The sequence below is a fragment of the Pseudomonas sp. m6p genome (genome assembly GCF_055760375.1).
This window is the reverse complement of sequence record NZ_CM147084.1, coordinates 1-22,065: the sequence shown is the minus strand read 5'-3', so window position 1 is coordinate 22,065 and position 22,065 is coordinate 1. Positions and strand designations below refer to the sequence as shown.

Here is a 22,065-nt window from a genome sequence, read left to right as displayed (position 1 = left end):
TCGTCTATTGCCAGTCCTGGCAAAGGTGCACCCGCAGACTCTCGATAGCCGATGGCAAGGTGCCCTCACAGGTCACGCCCAGATAAGTGGCCGCACGAGTGGTGCCCACGTACAAGTACTTGTCGAAGAGCGCAGGATGTAGCTCGGCAAGCTGGTCAATGCCAATAAAGAAAACAGCTTCGAACTCCAGGCCCTTGATGTGCTGGATATCGAACACACGCACATTGCTTTCTTGCCCGACGGCCTGCCCCTCGCGACAAGCAATGACCTGAATGTTGTGCTCGGACAGGGCGGCATTCAGTGCATCCGCCACCGGGGCCACGTCGTTTTCGGTATTCACAAAGATAGCCGTGGACGGCAATTGGCCTACAAAGCGCTCAATCTCACGAATGCGATCTGCGAGCCAGCTGACAACGACCGACGTATCGCAAGCATGCTCCAACAAGGCAGGGGCCACACCCGAGCTATCCATGTTCGCGGGTAAGCTGACGTTTTGCTCCGTACCAGCGACGGCGCGGATCATGCCTCGGGCCAAGTCGCTCAGTTGCTTGCTCTGACGGTAGGAGACGGTGATCTCCTTGATGTCGAAGTCGGCAAAAACCCACTTTAAGTCGTCAGCGGAACGCGCGCCCCAAGTAGTCAGGCGCTGGTTGAAGTCGCCGCACGCAAAGAACGAGCGCAGTTGAGGGTGAGCCAGTGCTGCCATGCAGGCCAGCTGAATGGGCGAAAAATCAGTCGCCTCGTCCACCAATACTTGGTTGCGGTAGTGCTCCAGAATGGGCTGAAGCGATGACCAAGCGGGGCTGTCAATATCGCGCAGGACGCTGGGCCGGCTGATCAGGTCGCCTGCGGCGCGCAAGATGGCCAGCAGTACAATATCGAGTTCGAGCGGATGGATGTCGCGAGCCTCGAAGCCCTCCCTGCGATACCAGTTCCCGGTATGTTGGCGTTCACGCCGGAACGCACGGTAGTGTTTTGGAATGCCGTCGAGGTAGCGTTTGACCGGGTTCACGAAGCGCCGGGCATTAGTCTGCACCAGAAGGCTCGCGCCCACATCTGCACGGTCGGTCTCTGCCAGGCCACGATCGGCCAGCCACTCAATGATTTTGCCGTTGCGAGAAGTCTTGCTCAGCATACGCTTGGAGGCTGCTGACCGAGCCTGGGCACGCACGGCTTGCATGTAGGTATTGAGAGCAGCCGCGCGGCCCGTGCGCGATGTTGTGGTGTCTTCTTCTTCGTCGGCATCGAAATCGTCTTGCTCGTCGGCCTCAGTTGCCTGCGCCTGCTGCAAACTGTCGATGACACGAGCTAACTCATCTAAAAATGCCCGGTTGCGGTTGAGCTGCAGATTGAGCGCAGCTTTGATCTTGCCGTCGGAGGCGTCCTTAAGGCTGGTGACAAGCGCTTGCACCTTGGGGAGTTCTGCGGCCAATGATCCGAATGTGGTGGCCAGAGTGCCATCATCGGCACGCGCTAAGATGTCTTGCAAGCGTGCGCCCAAGCTTTTGACGTCAGGGGCCTTGGCATCATGGAGTAGAGCCGCTGCTTCATGCAGCTCCTGGACGTAGACGCTGCGTTGCCATGCATCGAAATCGTCAAACCATTGGATAGGCCGGTCGAGTGCAGCTTCGCTAAGGCTAGGCAAGCTCTCTTTCAGAACGAAGGTGCCGCCGCCAGAAGCAGTCCTAAGAACGCCAAAAGCGTTTCTGGCCAACTCGCGCCGATAGTCCTGCCAAGTTCTAATGCGCAGATCAGAGGCAGGAACGCCTTCTCGGGCAAAAGCCTCTTTGAGGTACTGCTTGAGCAGTTCGGTAGGCGTGAACATCAGCCAGCTGTTGGAATGCGCAACGCCTTGCACTGCAGCAACTGTCTCAACCAGGCGTTGCTCGCCTTCTTCCAGAAAAGCGGTGTCGAGCTTTTGGCCGAGGCGCCGGATCAGGGTCGTCGTTTTGCCGGTACCGGGTGGACCCAAGATCAGCAGGCGCTTGTCGAGAGGAAGACGGAAAATCTCGTCCTGGTATTGATCGAGTACGGGCTGATCCCGCAACCCCATCTTGGTGATGACGCTGCGGCGAACGCCGTCGATGATGTTGGCCTTGACGGTCTCCTCGGCCAGCAATTGGCCCAGGATGTCCTCTGTGACCTCTTCCCCGGCAACCTCAGTCAGCAGCGCTCGCAGCGACTCGATGGTGAGAGGCCCGAAATGCTCGGCTTCAACCACGGTGTCGCGAGAGTCCCACCCATCGGCGAGTGCACTTGGACGGAGTTGAGCTCGCTCAAGAACCTCAACAACGGTTCCATTGGGAAGCGTGAACTCTGCACCAATCGCCAATGAGGCCAATCGTCCAACAGGGGCCCGGTAGCTGGCCAAATTGGGAAATCCCGATACCGGCGTAGTGCGGCAGATGTAGTAGGTTTTCTCTTCGCCCTCTTCATCAATCACCACAACGCGAGCAATGGCGGGCTCTGCCACCAATACCCGGTAGCTTTCACGGTTCGCCTGGCTGATCTGATCCAGTCTTTGGATAGCCGAACTGGACGTCATCGTATTGATGCTTGCCAGGGCATCGGATCCCAGTGTTCGTCCATCAAGAAGCTTGCTCTTGGAGGCTTCGGCGATGCTTTCGAGTTGCGCTAACGCCTCGCCTGCGACCTGCTCGATGTGTCTCTTCGATTCGTCATTCAGGCTCTGCGTCATGGGCTCTCCCTACCAGTCAACTGTTCAAGTTCGTTTCTTAGCTGTCGCAAGAGCGCGTTGATCTCCACCTTGCGGTTGAATTGCTTTTCTTTGGCAAGCTTGCTGGCGGCCTTCTCGACCTCACGCTGCTTCGCCGCAAGCTGTTCGACACGAGCGACCAAGTCACCAAGGCCTTCTTGCTGGCGCGCAGGTGTGGGAATCAGGCGGTGAAGCACCTGTTCGTACAAGCCACCCAAATCGAGCGCCAACGGCATGGCGGCGCGCTCCACATCGCTCGGTAACCACACCGTCGCAAAGTAGTCGCTCAACACCCAACGGCTCGCGCCTGATTCGTTCGGGCGCTTGTACGCGGCGACTACCTGCGTTCGGCCGTCAAAGCTCAGCTCGAAGATGATGGGGAACTGCACCGCACCATCTATGCAGCGCAACACATCCAGATTCAGCTCCGACGTCTTGAGCTGAATGGCGAAGATCTGAAGCTCCGGCACACTGGGTCTAGCGGGCAGGTTGATCGTTTCCGGAGCCAGCTTGTATTGCCAGAAGATCTGTTCCACTTGTTCGACGAACAAATCTTTCAGCCGTGTGTTGGCTCCGCTGTGTTCGTAGATCTTGTTCTTTGGCAGGTTGCGGCCAAAAGCGGCCTGCTTCGGGTAGCTGATGAACGCGGCGTTCGACTCCAATGGCGAGATATGACTCATCCGGCCTCCTGAATTACCAAGAAGGTGATGAGCTCGAAGTCGTCCAGACCGGCAATGGTGTTGACCAGCGCAGTGGTTTTGCCGCCGCTGAACAGGCTGTCCAGATCCTTTTCCTCCTTCACCTCGATCATCGAGCGAATCGTCTTGCCAAGCAGGTCGGAATACACCTGCATCTTGCGTCCGTCTACAGTTTCCTTGTTAAACAGGCTGCAGGCTTCCGGAATGGGCTGCGCTTGCCCCTTGCAGCAACTGCGCACCAGATCGAGCAGGCGTTTGACTTCGGTATGATCGTGAATGACCTCACCCTCACGACTGATGTAGACGAGGTAATACGGGTGCAGACGGTTATGCTGGCTAACTCTGACGCTCGAGTTGCGGTTCCGCAGTGTAAATATCACGCCTGGACGCAGGCCAAGCTCAGGTTTGGCTGACACAGCGGCGTGCATGCCGCTCGGTACGTTGCTCAACTCGCCATTGGCTTTGACGTAGTTGAGCAAGTCCATGCGGAAGTCGTTGAGCCCCAGATCTGTGATCGAAACGCCCGTTTTCAGGTCTTCCAGCTCGATGACTTCTTCTTGCAGGCGGCGCAGCTGTTCCTTGCGGTAGGACACATCGTTGGCTTGGGCGCTAAGCACATTGTCGTCACCCGTGGCGGTGACGTCGGCAATCATCATCCGGCTCTCGACGCGTTCCTTGAGGTTGATGTACTCGTCGAGCGAGATGTCGGGCCAGTAATTGACCAGTTGGATGCTGCTGTTGGGCGATCCGATGCGATCCACTCGACCGAAGCGCTGGATGATGCGCACGGGGTTCCAGTGGATGTCGTAGTTGATGAGGTAGTCACAGTCCTGCAGGTTCTGGCCCTCGGAGATGCAGTCGGTGCCAATCAACAAGTCGACCTCAGCCGGTTCGTTGGGCAGGACAATGGCCTTTTCTTTGGAGCACGGCGAGAAGAGGGTGAGCAGCTCCTGGAAGTCGTAGCTTTTCTTTTGAGCTGTGTTTTTTAGCGTCGACTGAGGCGCGCTACTGCCAGTGACTTTCGCTGTATGCAAGTACTGATTGGCGAGCAGCTCAGTGGCCAGATTGTCATAGAGGTAATCGGCCGTATCAGCGAAAGCCGTGAAAATCAGTACTTTTTTATTGCCGGGATTAATGGGATTGGCAATCTTGTCGAGTACTAGCGATTTCAGGTGCTGCAGCTTGGCGTCTTCGGCTGGCATGATTTTGCTCATCGAGGCCAGTAACGCGGAGATGATTTCCAGGTCAACCTGGAGTTCATGCTCCCAAGAAGGCAGATCCATATCTGCCAGCTTTATCCGAATAGTGTTGCCGATTTCCAAGTCATGAAATGAAGGGATGCCGTCTTCTTCAGCGTCAACTGAGTCCATGGAGTCCGTAAGACTGGCGACTTCTGTAACTCCGCCCCGACTCTCGAACTCCTTAATCAACCCGAGAACGCGCTGGTGGTTTTCTTTCAAAGAATTAAGTGTGCTGCGGAATGCATAAACAGAGCTTTCAAGGCGCTTTAGCAAATTCGTTGTCATCAGTGCAACCAGGCTTTTTTCCCGGTCTACCTGACGCAGCTTGCCTCGACCGCCTTCAACCTGCGTGTCGTACATCTCTTCATACTTCTCCAAGCGGCTAGGCAAGATGTAGCTGATGGGGGCATATACAGCGAGCTTGAGCAGAGACAGCTGCTCGAAAATCTCGTTGAAGCTCATTACATCCGTTCGTTGCTCAGCACCCACAACCAGTGGGCTACGAAACGACAAGGGCTTGCGCCGCTCAGGGAATTGCCCGATATCCGTGGTGTCGTAGAAGGTCTGAATGTGTTTGCGCGAGCGTGCGATCGTGACGCTGTCGAGCAACTCGAAGAAATCGAAGTCGAGCGAGTCCAAGATGGCACGAGCCGTGCGTTCCTCAGGTGGAAGTTTTGACCAAGCGTTAAAACTGGCCTGTGCACCACGGAAAATTTCCTCGACAGTTTTGCCAGTACGCAGCTTCTTGCTTAGGTTTTCGGAGTCGCCTTCGTAGGCTAGGGCGAGTTGGTTGCGTAGGTCATTGAAGCGGTTGTTCACTGGGGTAGCTGAAAGCATCAGCACCTTGGTTTTCACACCGTCTTTGATGACTTTATTCATCAGCTTCTGGTATCGGGTCTCCTTATCCTTGAAGGCATCGTTGTTGCGAAAGTTGTGCGATTCATCGATGACGACGAGGTCATAGTTTCCCCAGTTGATGCGGTTGAGCGGAGTGCCAAACGATTCGCCACTCGTGCGAGTGAGGTCGGTATGGCACAGCACGTCATAGCTGAATCGGTCACGGGCAAAGATGTTGGTCTTGAGATTACGGTTGTAGTTGAGCCAGTTGTCCGCCAGTTTTTTGGGGCAGAGCACCAGCACCGACTTGTTGCGCAGTTCGTAATACTTGACGACGGCTAGGGCTGTGAAGGTTTTCCCCAAGCCAACGCTGTCCGCCAGGATGCAGCCGCTATAGGTTTCTAGCTTGTTGATGATCCCAGTGGCCGCATCCTTCTGGTAGTTGAAGAGCTTCTTCCAGATGAGCGTGTCCTGGTAGCCGGTACGGTCGTTGGGTAAAACGTCCTCATCGATGTCGTCCAGGAACTCGTTGAAGATGTTGTAAAGCATCAGGAAATAGACGCTCTCGGGCGAGTTCTCCTGGTAGACAGCCGCAATGTGATCGCAGATCTGCATGGTGACGTCTTCCAGTTTTTCCGGGTCGCTCCAGATCTGATTGAATAGGCTTAGGTAAGTTGCCGTGAAAGTTGGCTCATCCATTTTGTTGACGAGGTTGGAAACAGCATTGCCTTGCTGGTAACCGAGATCGACGGCCGTAAATCCATGTAATGGCATGTAAGAGATGTCCGCTTCAGCAGATTGCACGCAGGCAAACTGCTGCATCGGGGCCTTGCTGCGGTTCGACTTGAAGGTCGCCTTGCGCCGCATCCATTCTGCGCATTCTTTAGCAATCGCTCGCTGCGTGAGCTTGTTGCGCAACTGAATCTCGAACTCGCTACCGTACAGGCTGCGCTCACGATCCAGCTTCGGGATGTGAAATTCCTTTCGCTCTTTACGGATTTTGTCGGCAACCTCATTGGCAACGAACGTCGGCGAGGTGAAGATGAAGTTCAGCTCGTCGATCTTTTCCAGCTCTGCTTTCAAAGCTTCGAATGCGTACATCGAAAAACAAGACGCTGCGATATTCAGGCGGGAACCGGGCTTTAACGTCGCCCTGAGGTCATCACCCAGCAACCTTGTAATATTGTCAATGAGCTCCATCGTTTCCCTTACCTTTTTTCGTCTCTTCCTCTAACGGTGCTTCTGCCTGCAGACCCTGCTCCCGAGCATATTTCAGGATTAGCACCTCAATCATCGAGGCTATGGAGCGCCGCTCTCTTTCCGCTGCAATTCGCAGCAGCTGCTTAATGTCTCTAGAGGTACGAATGGACAGGGTTTCATCCTTGGGACGCTTCATGACTCAGTCCAGCAGTATTTGTGCTGCAAATGTACTGCGCCTTGCCATCAATAGCGACACAAAGAAATCAAAACGGGTGCGCCGCCTACCTTATGCGCTTCCTCCCGCAGAGCCACATAATCGACCCTCGACTGCGCAATGGAAGGTTCTGAGCCCTTTATTGGTCAGGAATTAGGACTTTCCTAACGCACTTCTGCATGAGTGTTCGGGCTACTACTGGCGGCAATAGCAGCATAGCCAGACTCTTTGATCTGACCCAAGTATCGACAGCACAACATCATCGAGAGCATGTTTGGCTGGGAGAAAAAGAACAGCCGGATCGTGACACGCTTGGACAAGCTCGCGAAAAGCTATGCAGCTAGGGTATCGCTCGCTTGTTCCATGCGGTTTTGCGACACCTCTTTTCGTACGGAGCCTAGGAGTCCATGGCCTGCGAGCTCAAGGGCAGCAATCAACAGCGCGACCATTTGCTTGATAGACTCGATTCCGATTCGATTTTTGGGCAGATCTCAAAAAGCACCGTCCATCGGAATCCGGACCTCGCAGCGTCCCAACTGGTATTCCAGGCAAGTTGACCAATAAATTATTAATCAGAAAAAACAAATAGATAGTGAATCGTTTCAAATTACACCGGCCCACCAACCCTCAACGACAAGGCCCGCCAAGTGCGGGCCTTGTCGTATCTCGCGTTTCACTCCCGCTTCACCGCCAAACGTCGCCCCCCACGCCAACTCAATGCCCATGCCGATGATGCACATCCGGAAAATGCGCATGACTGTGCCGCATCGGCGTATGCACATGCGGATGGCTATGCGGCTCCACCCCATCCCACTCAAACCCATGCGTATGTTGATGATGCTCATCGTGTGTATGCCGATGATCATGCTCAAGCCGTTCGTGCTGATGTTCATGAACATGGTTTTCCATCAGATGAATCCATACCCCCACGGCCATTAACGCTGCTGCGAGCAGGAACATCAGCGATATCGATTCGCCCAGCAGCAGAATCGAGATGCCTGCGCCGAGAAACGGTGCGGTGGAAAAGTAGGCGCCGGTGCGTGCGCTGCCGAGGCCGCGCAGGGCGAGGACGAACATTACCAGGCTGACGCCGTAGCCGAGAAAGCCGACGAGCAGGATCGGAAACAGCGAGGCGGCGGCGGGTAGTTGGCTGCCGATGAACAGGGCCAGTGTGCAGTTGACCAGACCGGCCACGAGGCCTTTGCTGCCGGCGATGAACAGTGCGTCCGAGGCCGAGACTTTACGGGTCAGGTTGTTGTCGATGGCCCAGCAAAAGCAGGCGAAAGCCACAGCCAGCGGCCCGGTCCAGTCCTGCGTCGAAACGGCCTCTTGTGGCCAGGACAGCACGACGCCACCGGCGACGATGGCGAGCATGCCGATCACAATTCGGCGGTCGGCATTTTCCTTGAACACCACCCACGCCAGCAGCGCCGTGAGCACGGATTCGAGGTTGAGCATCAGTGACGCGCTCGCGCCGGACGTTCGGGTCAAACCGAACATCAGCGCCACTGGCGCCAACACGCCGCCGAAGCCGATGGCACCGAGCAGCCATGGCCATTCACCGGTGCCGAGCCCGGAAGGTTTCCAGCCACGATCGCGGGCAAAACGCAGAACGGTCAAACCCAGACCACTGCCGAGATAGAGCAACCCGGCGAGCAGAATCGGCGAAATCTGTACCCCCAACAGTTTGGCGAGGGGCGTACTGGCGCCAAACAGCGCTGCCGCAATCAATGCGTAGAGAACGCTCATATTCATGCCGGGATCACTCGCTGGGGCCGATGGAATACCAGCAAGCATCATGGCAAAACTCAGGTGAGAATTATGTGAACAGCTGATTCGTGTCAGGGAACACGGCCTCGGGTACGTGCTCAAATCCAGCAACATTTAATCCGCGCAATCTCTGGGCGGTCGCTCGATGCAGCTTCTATGCTGCGAACATCGAGATGCAATGGAGTTGAAGATGAAGAGCTGGATCGCCGTAGCGCTGGCCGCGCTGATTTCCTTGTCCGTCCATGCGGCCGACGCCCCCACTGTGCGCGTCGAACCGATCGCGTTCACAACCAGTGCCGACAGCGTCCAGCGCAAACAGTCGATCACGGGTGACCAGACGGCGGAGTACCGGTTCAACGCCAAGGCCGGCCAGATGCTGACCGTCGACTTCACGCCCTCCAACACCTCCGCTTACTTCAACATCGCTGCCAAGGAGGCCGATTACGCGCTGTTCAATGGCTCGATCATGGGCAATCACTTCCTCGGCACATTGCCCAGCGATGGCGAGTACACGATTCAGGTCTACCTCATGCGCAACGCCGCACGACGTAATGAAGTGGCCAACTACGAGCTGGCGCTGAGGCTGGTCAATGGCGATGCCATCAGCCGTCAGCCACCATTCGATCAGACGCTGGAATTGCAGGGCATTGCCTTTCACGTCAGCACTGAACAGGTCGATGGCAAACCCACTTTGCACATCGCTCCCAAGGGGCTGGAGATCGACAATACAGTCATCATTCAGGCCCTCAGCGGTGAGGTGGTACGCGCCGAAGTCGCCGATCTCAACAACGACGGCTCCCCTGAACTCTATGTGTTCACCCGCTCGCCCGGACGCGGCATGCCGGGCGAACTGATCGCCTATTCGGCCAACAACAAGAAATCCCTGAGCGAAATCTACTTGCCTCCGGTCAGTGACAACCCGAAAACCGCCGAGGGTTATCAGGGCGAGGACTCGTTTGCCGTGGTGGAAAACAGGCTGGTGCAACGCTTCCCGGTGTATGACAGCGCCGACGCGGGTGCGGGTCGTACGGGGAAGATGCGTCAGGTTCAGTACACGTTGGTGGCGGGTGAAGCCGGGTGGATTTTACGCGAGGACAAGGTCACGGAATTCTGAAATGACCGGGATCGTTACGGCCGGCGGATAAACCCCTGAACCACTTCTACACTCACACCGCCCCCACTGCCACGACGAGCCCCCATGACCACCCTCCAAGACCGCATGAAGCAAGGCAAGGACGCCCGCAAAAAATGCTCGCGCAGCGCCCACGCCACCACTGGAAAAATGAGCCGCGATCCGATTCCGCTGATCAAAGCGTCGAGTCAGGGCCGTGTCGCTTCGCTGGTGGAGTTGCGTTACGGACGAATGCTGGTGTCGCCCTTCACATTCTTCCGTGGCAACGCGCTGCTGCAGGCGCATGATCTGTCGAGCACCCAGAACATGGGGCTGGTCGGGCCGATCTGCGGGGATGCACACTTGATGAACTTCGGCGGGTTCGCCACGCCGGAGCGCAATCTGTTGTTTAGCGTCAATGATTTCGACGAGGCGCATCCCGGGCCCTGGGAATGGGACGTAAAGCGGCTGGCGGCGAGTTTTGTGGTGGCGGCGCGGGATTTGCGCCATGGCGAGTCGGTTGAGGACGAGGTCTGTCGGCAGATGGTCGGTGCCTATCAGGCGACGATGCTGGAGTGCGCCGAACAGAGTGCGCTGGAAACCTGGTACGAATCGATCAAGTACGAAGACTTGCTCGATCAGGCACGCAAGAGTGCGCTGGAGCATGTGCAGCGTGCCGTCGATAAAGCCGAACGGCGCACCCATGCCGAGTTGCTGCCGAAAATCAGTGAGCGCGACGCCAACGGGCGACTGGTCATTCGTGACGACCTGCCGGAAATTTTCCACCTGCACAAGAACACCACGCTGCTCGACGCCGACGATGACTGGTTGCGGCTGGCGGACTGGCGGCCGTTGTTCGATACGTTCATGCGTGACTATCGCACCACGCTGCAGGCTGACCGGCGAGAATTGCTCTCGCGGTTTCACGTACAGGATCTGGCGTTCAAAGTGGTGGGTGTCGGCAGTGTGGGCACCCGATGTCTGGTGGCGCTGCTGACAGACGATCAGGAATTTCCGTTGTTTCTGCAGTTCAAGGAGGCGCGCCGCTCGGTGCTCGCCGACTATGTGAAGGCCAAGTCCCGCACGCGTCATGAAGGCCAACGGGTGGTCGAGGGGCAGCGCTTGATGCAGTCGGCCAGCGATCTGTTTCTCGGTTGGACCACCGGCCCCCACGGTCGGCATTTCTATGTGCGGCAATTACGCGACATGAAGATCTCCGCCGAGCTGGAAAACTTCGACGCCGAAACCTTCGCCGCCTATGCCCGGGTCTGCGGTCGCGCACTGGCCCGCGCCCACGCCAAAGCCTCGGGCAATGCGGCGGTCATCAGCGGCTATATCGGCAAGGGCGATGCCTTGGCCGACGCCCTGTTCAAATACGCCCGCAGTTACACCGCGCAGAACGAACGCGACTTCGAACGTTTTCAGCAGGCTTGCCGCAAGGGCCGGCTGCGGGCACGTTCGGAAGCGGATTTTGCAGCGGATCACTTGCCTTGACACGCTGCAGAGCGCTCGCTGTCGAGATGAATTTTTCTTCACTGCCCTACTTCGATCAACACGGTACAGTCCGCTCGCTCATTCAAGAAACTACGGTTCGCCCGCGCTCTCCCGCGGGCTTTTTTTTGCCTGGCGTTTGCTGCGGTAACGATCCGCGCGGTTTGTTTTTTCCCGCCCCATGATCAATCCTGTCCCTCGACCCTGCCCACCGGAGCGCACGATGCCGCTGCTGACCTTGCCCTGCCAACGCCTGACGCTCGCCATCCTCGCCCCGGAACAGGCCGAACTGGAAAGTGCGTTCTATGCACGCAACCAGCGCCACCTCGCCCCTTGGTCGCCCATCCGCACCACCGAATACTTCTCCAGCGAACAGATTCGCCGACGCCTTGAAGTTCAGGCCAGTGCCTACGAGGCCGGGCTGGCGATGCATTTCGCCCTGCTGACGCCGGACGGCCAGCAGATGATCGGCGCGTGCAATTTCAGCGGGATCATTCGCGGTGCGTTTCAGGCCTGTTATCTGGGTTATCACATTGACCATGCGCATCAGGGTCAGGGTTTGATGCAGGAAGGCCTGGAGGCCGGCATCGGTTACATGTTCGACACGCAGAACCTGCACCGGATCATGGCCAACTACATACCCGGCAACGAGCGCAGTGCGCGGTTGCTGGAGCGTCTGGGTTTCGAACGCGAGGGCTACGCCAAGGCCTACCTGAACATCGCCGGGCGTTGGCAGGACCATGTGCTGACGGCGCTGGTCAATCCGGTGTTCGAGGCGCCGGAAAAGCGTTGGTCACGACAACTGGCGTGAGTTTCACAATTTGTTAAGCATTGGCGAAGTATGCTCAAGGCTCCTGCCCTTTCCGGTTGCCTGAAATCCATGCCGCGTGCCGCCACTTCGCTGTTTCTACTCGCCGCCCTGCTGTTTTTTTTCGCTTTGGGTAACCACCAGCTGCAAGGCTCCACCGAGGCCCGGGTCGCCGGGATCGCCATGGAGATGCACCTGGACGATGACTGGGTGACGCCGCGCCTGTTCGGCGAACCGTTTCTGGAAAAACCACCGCTGAGCCTGTGGCTGGACGCCGGCGCCATGCGCGTGTTCGGCGTTTCGCCGTGGGCGGTGCGGCTGGCGTCGGCGGTGGCCGGGTTGCTCAGTGTGATGGTGCTGTACGGCATGTTGCGCCGCTTCGGTCGGCCGAAAGCGCTCGCCTGGACGGCGGGGATATTGCTGGCGACCATGGCCAGTTACTGGAGCAACGTGCGCGGCGTCGGCGAGGATGCGCTGCTGGCGCTCGGCGTAACCACGGCGTTGCTGGCGTTCTTTCAGGCGCAACGCACACCGAACGCGGCTAACTCGCTGCTGTTTATCGTCGGCATCGCTATCGCCACGTTGAGCAAGGGCGTACTTGGACTGGCGATGCCCGGCGTGGTGATTTTCGCCTACCTGCTGGCGGATAACCTGATCGACAGACGCCTGAAGATCGGCGCGTGGCTGCGACCCGGCCTGCTCACGGCGGTGGGCCTGATTCCGTTGCTGATCTGGCTCATCGTGCTTTACCAGCGCGGTGGCTCGCACGCCGTCGCTGAAGTGCTGCTGACCAACAGCGTCGGGCGCTTCAGCGGCTCGTTCGTCGAGGCCGGGCATTACGAGCCGTTCTATTACTATCTGGCCAAACTGCCGGAAGCGTTCCTGCCGTGGAACATTCTGGTGTATCTGGGCCTGTGGCATTTCCGCAAGGAGCTGAAGGCCAACCGTTACTTGCTGTTTTTCAGCCTGTGGATCGTCGCGCAGTTCATCATGCTGACCCTTGCTTCCAGCAAACGCACGGTGTACCTGATGTCGATGACCCCGGCTGCGGCGGTGATCGCCGCCGAGTATGCGCGCGTGTTGTTCGAGCGCTTGCAGGCGCGTGAAAACGCAGACCGCTTTATCGGAAAAGTCGCCCGTCATCGTCAGGCAATTGCTGCCGGTTTGCTCACGGTGGTGATCGCCAGCTACCTCGGCGCGGCCCAGTGGGCCTTGCCCAACGCTGATAAAGAACTGTCGTTCCTGCCGCTGACTGACCATATTCAGAGCCTGCAAGCCAACGGTCAGCAGGTCGCGCTGTTCCAGGCCAATGAGCGGGTCGGCGGCGCCAGCGTGTTCTACACCCAACGTGTGCTCAAGGGACTGGACACCGACGCGCAACTGCATGACTTCCTCAGTGCCTCGCCCTCGAACGTCGCGGTGATCTCCGCGGACAGCGAACCCGCCGCACCACTCAAAGTGCTGAAGACCATGATGGTCGGGCGCCAGGCGTACTACTTCGTCGGCTACTGACGCCCTTCGCGCCAGCCAATAAAAAACCCGCCGTCACTGGCGGGTTTTGTTTGGGCCGACGCTTTGCCCACCTCAGTTCATCGAGTGCTCACTGACTGCCAGTCGGAGGCTTCGATGAAGCCAAGCACGCGCGGGGCCGCTTTGTTCGCAGCGGAAACAAACAGCGAGGAGCCATAGCCCGGGTCCGAAACCGGCGAATTCAGATCCTTTTCCAGCTCCGCCATGCATTCGCTGTGGGTCACCAGAATCAGATTGCGCCCCGCAAGCTTGTGCGCCAGCGCTTCCTGCAGGATGTGGCCCTTGCAGCTGATCAGCCAGTCTTCGCCGGTAGCCGCGCGATTGAACATGTAACCGGCGGTCTGCACAGTGCGCAGCATCGGGCTGTTGTAGATATCGGCGTTATTCAGGCCCAAATGCTCGAACTGTGCGCCGACACCGACCGCGACACTGCGCGAGCGGTCGGTGATGCCGTCGTCACCACTCAGGCACGGCGCCGGCGAGTGATCGCAGCGCTCGACGTGACGCACCAGCACAATCATCTCGCCCTTGGCCCAACCGGCCGCCAGCGCCTTGGCACCGGACACATTGCCGTGGGCCAGGTCAGGCACCGCCGCCGGGGCGAGCAGCCACAGGGTCAGCGGGATCACCAGCAGCGACGCACCGAGCACCACCCACGTGTTGCGATAGCGGGCCAGCTTACTCAGGGAAATCGAGCGTTTGACGCCGAACAGACTCAGTCTCAATTCCACATCGGGCCGCCTCGTCGGCATCCATCACAGTCAATACGATGCGGCGAGGGTAGAGAAGCGGGCGTAAGTGGCGAGTGAAACGCATGTGAAAAAAGTCTTGAAACGCCCTTGTTACAAATTCCGTCGGACAAAATCCTTTCAGCTCTCGTGTTTGCGGCCGATACAGACCTGCTAACCCCCTTGCTGGCTCAAAAAAACAACAATCTTCCAGCCTGACCGACGATCAAGTAGCTCAACGTTCCTGGAGGAATTGTGATGAATAGCTGGTTCGGCAACATCAGCGTGAACATGAAATTGGGTCTGGGCTTCGGCCTGGTCCTGGCCCTGACCTGCGTCCTCGCCCTGACTGGCTGGACCAGCCTCGGCGGTCTGATCGACCGCAGCAACTGGATGAGCGACATCACCCAGCTCAACGCCGGCCTGACCAAGCTGCGCGTGGTGCGCCTGCAATACATGCTGACCAACGGCGACGAAACCGCCGCGCAGAATGTGCAAACCACCCTCGAAAGCTTCGCCGCGCAACAACAAGCGCTGATCAACAAGTTCAAGAGCCCGGAAAACGTCAAACTGCTGAAAGAGCAGGCCGCGACCATCGCCGAATACCAGACTTCGCTGAACAAGATGCGCAACGCCTACCGCACCGGCAACAGCGCCCGCGACGTGATGGGCAGCAACGCCGACACCGCTTACAACCTGATCGAAGCGATCAGCAAGCGCGTGCAGCAAATGGACATGAGCGAGCAGCGCTTCGAGCAGTTCCAGGCCATCACCCAGGCCAAGGAAGCGTTCATCCTCGCGCGCTATGAAGTGCGCGGCTACACCGCCACCACCAACGCCGAAACCGAGCAGAAAGCCGTCGGCCAACTGAACGTGGCCATCGACAGCCTCAAGCAACTGAACGTGCATTTCGCCGCGACCCAGCAAGACGCTCTGCGTCAGCTGGAAACCGCCCTGACCAACTACCGCAGCGCGTTGCAGGCCTACAAGAACGCCAACAGCGAAGCGGTGCAGGCGCGTAAGGAGATGACCGATCAGGGTGCGGCCATCGTCACCACCAGCGAGCAGCTGTACCAGATCCAGCTCGACCGTCGCGACATCGAAAGCGCCCAGGCCCGTACGCTCCAGCTGATCAGCACCCTGCTGGCACTGCTGGTCGGTGTGATTGCTGCGGTGATCATCACCCGTCAGATCACCCGTCCGCTGCAAGATACGCTGGCCGTGGTCGAGCGCATTGCCAGCGGCGACCTGACCCAGAACGTCATCGTGACCCGCCGCGACGAACTCGGCGTGCTGCAACAAGGCATCGCGCGTATGGGCGTGACCCTGCGCGACCTGATCAGCGGGATCCGCGACGGCGTCACTCAGATCGCCAGCGCCGCCGAAGAACTCTCGGCCGTGACCGAGCAGACCAGCGCCGGGGTGAACAGCCAGAAGGTCGAGACCGATCAGGTGGCCACCGCCATGCACGAGATGACTGCCACCGTGCAGGAAGTCGCGCGCAACGCCGAAGAAGCTTCGCAAGCCGCAGCGGCCGCTGACGGCGAAGCCCGTGAAGGCGACAAGGTAGTGAATGAAGCCATCGCCCAGATCGAACGTCTGGCCAGCGAAGTGGTGCGTTCCACTGAAGCCATGAGCGTGCTGCAACAGGAAAGCGACAAGATCGGCAGCGTCATGGACGTGATCAAGGCCGTGGCCGAACAGACCAACCTGCTGGCACTCAACGCAGCGATTGAAGCCGCGCGTGCCGGTGAAGCCGGCCGTGGGTTTGCCGTGGTCGCCGACGAAGTCCGTGGCCTGGCGCAACGCACGCAGAAATCCACCGAAGAAATCGAAGGCCTGGTCGCCGGTCTGCAGAACGGCACCCAGCAAGTGGCCGCCGTGATGAACAACAGTCGCGCCCTGACCGACAGCAGCGTGGCCCTGACCCGCAAGGCTGGCGACTCTCTGGAAAACATCACCCGCACGGTGTCGAACATCCAGTCGATGAACCAGCAGATCGCCGCCGCGGCCGAACAGCAAAGCGCCGTGGCCGAAGAAATCAGCCGCAGCATCATCAACGTGCGCGACGTGTCGGAACAGACCGCCGCGGCCAGTGATGAAACCGCAGCGTCGAGCGTTGAACTGGCGCGCCTGGGCGGTCAGTTGCAGCAGATGGTCAGCCACTTCCGCGTCTGATCTTCAGTCAGCGCCAAAGCGTAAATCCAATCGCGGGCAAGCCCGCTCCCACAGGAAACGAGTCGAACACAAAATATGTGAACGACCGAAAAACCTGTGGGAGCGGGCTTGCCCGCGATGGCGTCAGATTTACTGCCACTGAAAATTGGCGATGCCGAGAAAATACTGGCTCAGCGTGACGGCACATCCAATTCAACGTCACCGACATTATTAAATCGTCTATGAATTCGAGTCCCCAAGCCAGCGGCAGATTGATTCTGCTCGAGCGCTTTCTGCAACATCACACGCGCGTGCTCTTCAATCGAACGATTATTAATATCTGCCGCTAACTGCAGTTCTTCATAGAGCTGAAGGTCAAGATTGCTGATAGTCAAACTCGCCACAATGTACTCCAGCGATACAGCCATCGAAGCAGTGAGACTACCACTCGGTTTACGAATCTTCGTTTTCAGGTTGTAACGCCATTTGATCGAGCCTTTGTAGGAGCTGCCGCAGGCTGCGATCTTTTGATCTTGTTTTTAAAATCAAAGTCAAAAGATCGCAGCCTGCGGCAGCTCCTACAGGGATTGCGTTCGATCAGCAGTCCGGTGCCCCTTAGCGAGTCCCGCGTTGGCGCAACGCCGACGGCATGAAATACGCGTCTTCCGGCACCGGTTGCGAGAAGTCGACGGTGGAGGCTTCTTCGTTGTCGAGGTTCTGCACGTAGTAACGGCGGGCCTGCAGGTCGTGAAACACGTCCAGTGCGCTCCAAGTGGTCGGCAGGTCGTAGAAGTTTTTCAGGTAGGCCATCGACACCCGCCACAACTCCCCGCGCCCATCGTATTGATCGACCAGCGCCGCGCCCCAGCTGTCCTCGTCGAGGAACAGCACGCGTTTGGAATAGACATGTCGCGCGCCCGGCTTGAGGTTGCCTTCGACCACCCACACACGGTGCAGCTCATAGCGGGTGAATTGCGGGTTGAGGTGGCCCGGGGTCAGCAGTTGGGCGTACTTCACGTCGGGGCTGCCGACCTTGTAGTTGTTGTAGGGGATGTAGACCTCCTGCTTGCCCTTGAGCTTCCAGTCGTAGCGGTCCGGCGCGCCGTTGAACAGGTCGGTATCGTCGGCGGTGCGCAGGCCATCGGATGAGGCGATCGGCGTGTCATACGCCAGGTTCGGCGCACGGCGCACGCGACGTTGGCCGGCGTCGTAGACCCAGGCCTGGCGCGGGTCCTTGAGTTGATCGAGCATCTCGTGGACCAACGCCGCGCCACCGGCCAACCGCGCCGGGCTTTTCACAAAAGCGAGGTAGTAGAACAGGATGTTTTTCAGGTCGGCGTACTGCCCGCCCGGACGATAAAAATTGAACAGTGCTTCTTGCTGTGAGGTGACCAGGGCAAAGCTGCCGTTGCGCTGCACCGGGGCTTCGGACGCACGACGCACCACGTAAATCCCGCGATAACGGGTGATGTGGTTCCACAGCACTTCGATACCGTCCTTGGGCACCGGGAACGGTACGCCGCCGTAGGCATCGGCGAATCCGCTGCCGCCCTCCAGCAGCTTGGCTGAGGTCGCATTCTTCAACGTGTTGTCATACAGCCATTGCGGCGCCGAACCGGAACGGCGCGACGGATAGACCGGCATCTGGAACGTGTCGGGATAGCTATTGAACAACGCAATCTGACCGGGGCTGAGGTGGGCCTTGTACTGCTCCAGATTGGCCTTGGTGATGGTGAACAGCGGCTTGTCCGCCGCATACGGATCCGGGTGATGTTGGCCCGGTTTGTAGCCGGCTGGCGCCTGGGTGATGCCGCCGGTCCAGGCCGGAATCGTGCCGGCAGCGTTGCCGGCACGCTCGGCGCCCATGGGCGTGAGGGTGGTTTTCAGTTGTTCGGCTTGTTGTGGGGTGATGGCGGCCAATGTGCTGCTCGCAGCGAGACCCAGCACGAGCGCCAGCGTTGTCTTCGTCAATCTTGAAATATGAAACATGTTCTTCTCCAGAATGCATACCCTGTGGGAGCTGGCTTGCCAGCGATAGCGGTGGGTCAGCCACCATTGATGTCGAATGTGCTGCCGTCATCGCGGGCAAGCCCGCTCCCACAGGGGGATGAGTTGTCCCGGGATCTGCGTCTGAAACTCACAAGAAATACTTGAGGTTGAACCCGACGTTGTCGCGGTCGCGAATCCCGTTGTTCTGTCCGCCGCCCCAGAAGTTGGTGTATTGCACCTCGGCTTCGAGCTTGTTCTGGTAGTTGGCCTTGATCCCCAATGTGTAAGCCTTGCGCCCGTCGATGGTGTTGCCGGCCTGATAACTGTTGCCCTTGAAGTCGTCCTTGTAGACGACGTACGGCGAGACGTTGACCCCGGCGTACACATCGTTCCAGGTGCCGTTGAACATCACCGTGTAGCTGTAAGAGTTGCGATTGACCTGATCGTCGCGATCGCCGCCGGACACATAAGAGGTGTTGCCGGTACCGGCGTAATAGCGCGTGCTGCCGTCGTAGGCGGTGTATTGCAGGCTGCTGCCGCGCAGGTGTTCGGAGGCCAGTTCGAAGATGCCGAACATCGAGTCGAACGACAGCGTCGGGCCGAAGTTGTAGATGCTGCCCAGCGAGGTGTTGAACGCTTCCACGCGCTCGGCGTTGTTGATCTCGCTGTCGAGGGTGACCATCTGCCCGCCGACGTTGACGGGCTTACCGGTCACCGCCACAGCGGCACCGTTGGCCAGGTCGCCGATCAAGTCGTTAGTCGCGGCAATCCCGATCGGCAGGTTCGGTCGATAGGCGATCTCGCCGAACACCGAAGCCTGGCCCAACGTGGTGTTGAAGCTGAAACCGTACATGCGGATGTCTTCGGCATAACGCCGATGCGCCTGAATGTTGCCCATCACATCGGCCGTCGCCAGACCGTTGGCCAGCGCCCCGGCCTGACTGCCGGCGACGGTGGAGAGCATGTTGGTCAGGGCATTCATGTCGATACCCTTGTAGCCACCCAGATCTGCGGCGATGGTCGGTTCCTTGGCGTGGTAGTTGACCAGGTAAAGGCCGAACTCGGTGCTGTTGAGCGCCTCGGCGATATAGCGGAAGGCGAAGCCGAACTGGCCGTCGTTGCGTGCGTTGTAGTCCTTGCCGATCGACGCCACTTTCAGCGTATTGCCGTAGGCCGGTGTCACGCCGTTGGCGTACAGGCCGGTGCTTTTCAGCGCCGGGGCGAGCAATGGGTTGTTGCCCAGTGCGCTGTACAGCCCGATAACGTTGCCGAACCCCGGCACCGGGGTATCAAGCGCGGTGCCGCTGAAGTTGTTGTAACCGGTGTTGCCGCCATCGGCGAACAGGTCGGTCTGCGAATAGAAAGTCCCAACCGGGTCGATGCGGGTTTCCTTCCAGTTGGTCTGGTAGAAGCTCTCCATGGTCAACGAATCGCTGAGGCCAATGTTGAAGCTCACGGCCTCCACCGGCATCAGCACCTCCTTGACCTCGGCGCCCGGCAAGCGGTACTTGGCGGCGTCCACCGGGTTGGTGGTGTTGATCCCGCCGCGATAGAAAATCCCCTCGCCCCAGTTGAACACCTGACGCCCGACTCGCGCGGTCACCGGCATCTGCGCCACGTCCCAGTTGCCGTAGACATAGGCGTCGAGCATCTCGATCCGGCTGCCGGCGATGTCGCGGGTCTGGCTGGTAAAGCGATCATCCTGCGGGTAGCTCTGGCTTGGCTGCGCCGGGTTGTTGTTACGGTAGTAATCGTTGCGCTTGTCCATCAACTGGGTGTCGTAGAACGCCGTGCCGCGCAGGAACATCCCGTAGTTCTGGTAGTTGGCCTCCAGCTCGGAAGTGATCTTGTACACCTCGGAAACCAGCCCGGTATCGAAGTTGCGATTGCCGTCGTTGGTGTTGACGTCGTCGTTGTTCTTGTCGCGGCCCTGCACCCGCCACAAACGGCCATAGGACAGGGTCGTGTCGATCGATCCGGTGACTTGATTGTCCAGCACGCTGAACTCGGCAGCCTGAAGCGCATCCACCGCACAGAGTTGCAGCAGCCCCGCCAGACCGACGCCGGGAATTGCCACGCCGGTGAGGCGCAATCGAGTGTTGATCATGGGTTCCTCCTTGTTCTTATTGTTTTTTTGCGTGACCGCGATGGCTACGGTGTGAGTCCCGCACGGACATAAATCCGGCTGTGCGCGCCGAAATGGCCGAGCAGTTTGAACAGCTGCTGATTGAGTGCCGGATGCTCGAAACGCTCGCGCTGCAACTGGTTGCCGCTGCTGAAATCACTGGTCACCGGGGCCGTCTCCAGCCATTGGCCGATAGCTTCATCGAACGCCGCCGAGTCCTCGACCGACTCGGCGCTGACCACGTCGCGCAAGTAGCCCACCGAGTACGGCGGATACTGTTGGTCTTGAGCCACATCGGAGTAGGCCGCGAGCATCGGATGCGCCTGACCGGCGCGCAGTACCCGGCGCAACCAGGTCGATTGGTACTTCTCGACTTCCATATGGCGGGTAGCGACCCGTTCGATGGAGGCTTTTTTATCATCGGCAAAACCGGCCAGCGCTTTGCCCTCCAGCAACAACAGACTCGGCAGTTCGACCCCGGGCAACGGCTTGGCGTGATACGGCTGGGTCAAGTCCTGCACGTGGTGCACGCCCCAACCCAAGAACCGATAGCCCCAGTACGGATGGCCAGTGGCGAACGCCAGACGCGCCAGCCCCAGGTACTGATAGGCGCGCCAGTCCGGCCAACTGCGCTGAAGAAATCCGGCTGCGGCATACACCACCGCGCTTTCATGGAAGAAGCCCATGTGGAACGGCGCCTGCGAGCTGTACTGGAAACGATCATCGCCAAACGGCTGCGGGCCGAAGCCATACCGCGCGCCGACCTCGCCGGGGTTGTCGCTGAACAGATTGATGTCGTGACCGTAATCCGGCTCGTCGGCAGCACTCGCCAATACCGCCAGCGCCGCGACTTTCTCGCCCTCTGCCACGCGAATGAAACGCTGGCGATTCCACGGTGACAGCGTCTGCTCGACCATCACCTGATCGGCCGACAAGTGTTCACGCTCGGGCAGGTCTTGACCCGGCAAAGGCTGAATGACCATCGCCAGATGAATGCGCGGATTGAGCCGCAACGCGGTGAGAAAGTCGTGGCGCAGATGGTCGCTCGATACGGCGGGCAACTTCAGGTTGTCGGGGCGCGGCGGGTATTGGGTGAAGTGTTCACGGGCGAAGCTTTCCTGTTGCTCCAGCAGCGCGACCACGGCCGGATATTGCTCGGCGAGAAAACGCTCCAGCGGCTCGACGGCAACCGGCGGCGCATCGCGCAGCGCCGGCAGTGCCTGCAACGCCAGATAGCTGCCGACCGTGTGGTTCGACCAGCCCCACGCCGTCGGGGCCGTGGCACAAAGCAGCAACAGGAGAAAAGTCAGCTTCATTGCTTTTAATTCTTATTGGAGGTGCTGTGGGGGTTGAGCCTAACAACCGACCCAGGCGCTGACACTGTCCGATCTCACCAGAAAAGTTCTCCGATAGCGCCATATGAAGCTCACCGCTCACCTGTGTAGGAGCT

General features: G+C 58.8%; 15 protein-coding genes and 2 pseudogenes. 7 read left to right on the top strand and 10 right to left on the bottom strand.

Translation table 11 applies throughout. The annotated features are described in order from the left end of the window. Nucleotides 1-4 precede the first annotated feature (4 nt). The 4 genes from ACYZUM_RS00085 to ACYZUM_RS00070 are packed head-to-tail and all read right to left on the bottom strand — an operon-like array spanning nucleotide 5 to nucleotide 6,888. Nucleotides 5-2,698: an ATP-binding domain-containing protein gene (locus ACYZUM_RS00085; protein ID WP_108181630.1), complete on the bottom strand. Its 2,694-nt coding sequence runs from the start codon at nucleotides 2,696-2,698 to the stop codon at nucleotides 5-7. Further along, nucleotides 2,695-3,396 (bottom strand): DUF4391 domain-containing protein, encoded by a 702-nt coding sequence (locus ACYZUM_RS00080; protein ID WP_108181629.1) that lies wholly within the window; start codon nucleotides 3,394-3,396, stop codon nucleotides 2,695-2,697. Before ACYZUM_RS00080 ends, ACYZUM_RS00085 begins: the two co-directional genes overlap by 4 nt. Next, entirely contained in the window at nucleotides 3,393-6,692 is a 3,300-nt protein-coding gene (locus tag ACYZUM_RS00075; RefSeq protein WP_142580043.1) for a helicase-related protein, read from the bottom strand. The genes ACYZUM_RS00080 and ACYZUM_RS00075 overlap by 4 nt, the downstream gene beginning before the upstream one ends. Continuing rightward, nucleotides 6,679-6,888 carry a hypothetical protein gene (locus ACYZUM_RS00070; protein ID WP_108181627.1) on the bottom strand — a complete coding sequence of 70 codons (210 nt, stop codon included), beginning with the start codon at nucleotides 6,886-6,888 and terminating at the stop codon, nucleotides 6,679-6,681. The genes ACYZUM_RS00075 and ACYZUM_RS00070 overlap by 14 nt, the downstream gene beginning before the upstream one ends. Nucleotides 6,889-7,143: 255 nt before the next feature. On the opposite strand from ACYZUM_RS00070, the pseudogene ACYZUM_RS00065 reads away from it, so the two are divergent. Then, nucleotides 7,144-7,307, top strand: a pseudogene (locus ACYZUM_RS00065) (IS5/IS1182 family transposase); the annotation flags it as partial. A 313-nt stretch (nucleotides 7,308-7,620) separates the two neighbouring features. Here the strand turns inward: ACYZUM_RS00065 and ACYZUM_RS00060 are convergent. Beyond that, nucleotides 7,621-8,661, bottom strand: coding sequence for a DMT family transporter (locus ACYZUM_RS00060; RefSeq protein WP_108181626.1), 1,041 nt, complete (start codon nucleotides 8,659-8,661; stop codon nucleotides 7,621-7,623). 205 nt (nucleotides 8,662-8,866) lie between these two features. Here ACYZUM_RS00060 and ACYZUM_RS00055 point away from each other — a divergent pair, with 205 nt between their 5' ends. From ACYZUM_RS00055 to ACYZUM_RS00040, 4 genes are all read left to right on the top strand, one after another. Then, nucleotides 8,867-9,790, top strand: a complete 924-nt coding sequence (locus ACYZUM_RS00055; RefSeq protein ID WP_108181625.1) for a PliI family lysozyme inhibitor of I-type lysozyme — start codon at nucleotides 8,867-8,869, stop codon at nucleotides 9,788-9,790. Between the two features lie 84 nt (nucleotides 9,791-9,874). Continuing rightward, nucleotides 9,875-11,281, top strand: coding sequence for a DUF2252 domain-containing protein (locus ACYZUM_RS00050; RefSeq protein WP_108181624.1), 1,407 nt, complete (start codon nucleotides 9,875-9,877; stop codon nucleotides 11,279-11,281). Between the two features lie 220 nt (nucleotides 11,282-11,501). Next, nucleotides 11,502-12,089 (top strand): ribosomal protein S5-alanine N-acetyltransferase, encoded by a 588-nt coding sequence (rimJ, locus tag ACYZUM_RS00045; protein ID WP_108181623.1) that lies wholly within the window; start codon nucleotides 11,502-11,504, stop codon nucleotides 12,087-12,089. Nucleotides 12,090-12,119: 30 nt separating this feature from the next. Next, nucleotides 12,120-13,598 (top strand): ArnT family glycosyltransferase, encoded by a 1,479-nt coding sequence (locus ACYZUM_RS00040; protein WP_108181622.1) that lies wholly within the window; start codon nucleotides 12,120-12,122, stop codon nucleotides 13,596-13,598. Nucleotides 13,599-13,675: 77 nt separating this feature from the next. Here the strand turns inward: ACYZUM_RS00040 and pmrG are convergent, their stop codons facing one another. Beyond that, on the bottom strand, nucleotides 13,676-14,347 hold the full coding sequence (gene pmrG, locus ACYZUM_RS00035) for a lipopolysaccharide core heptose(II)-phosphate phosphatase PmrG (protein WP_108181621.1): 672 nt from the start codon (nucleotides 14,345-14,347) through the stop codon (nucleotides 13,676-13,678). 255 nt (nucleotides 14,348-14,602) lie between these two features. Here pmrG and ACYZUM_RS00030 point away from each other — a divergent pair. Together ACYZUM_RS00030 and ACYZUM_RS00025 are read left to right on the top strand one after the other, a co-directional pair. Further along, nucleotides 14,603-15,616: pseudogene (locus ACYZUM_RS00030) on the top strand (methyl-accepting chemotaxis protein); the annotation flags it as partial. A 42-nt stretch (nucleotides 15,617-15,658) separates the two neighbouring features. Beyond that, entirely contained in the window at nucleotides 15,659-16,522 is an 864-nt protein-coding gene (locus tag ACYZUM_RS00025; protein ID WP_371260362.1) for a methyl-accepting chemotaxis protein, read from the top strand. A gap of 170 nt (nucleotides 16,523-16,692) precedes the next feature. Here ACYZUM_RS00025 and ACYZUM_RS00020 read toward each other — a convergent pair whose 3' ends face one another. The 4 genes from ACYZUM_RS00020 to ACYZUM_RS00005 all read right to left on the bottom strand — a co-directional run bounded on the left by ACYZUM_RS00020 (nucleotide 16,693) and on the right by ACYZUM_RS00005 (nucleotide 21,931). Further along, nucleotides 16,693-16,905, bottom strand: coding sequence for a FitA-like ribbon-helix-helix domain-containing protein (locus ACYZUM_RS00020; RefSeq protein WP_041066888.1), 213 nt, complete (start codon nucleotides 16,903-16,905; stop codon nucleotides 16,693-16,695). A gap of 211 nt (nucleotides 16,906-17,116) precedes the next feature. Next, entirely contained in the window at nucleotides 17,117-18,490 is a 1,374-nt protein-coding gene (locus tag ACYZUM_RS00015) for a DUF1329 domain-containing protein (protein ID WP_108181619.1), read from the bottom strand. Between the two features lie 148 nt (nucleotides 18,491-18,638). Further along, nucleotides 18,639-20,597: a DUF1302 domain-containing protein gene (locus ACYZUM_RS00010; RefSeq protein WP_108181618.1), complete on the bottom strand. Its 1,959-nt coding sequence runs from the start codon at nucleotides 20,595-20,597 to the stop codon at nucleotides 18,639-18,641. A gap of 44 nt (nucleotides 20,598-20,641) precedes the next feature. Continuing rightward, the gene (locus ACYZUM_RS00005) at nucleotides 20,642-21,931 is read right to left on the bottom strand and encodes a phospholipase C/P1 nuclease family protein (RefSeq protein WP_108181617.1); all 1,290 of its coding nucleotides are present in this window, start codon (nucleotides 21,929-21,931) and stop codon (nucleotides 20,642-20,644) included. Nucleotides 21,932-22,065 lie beyond the last annotated feature (134 nt).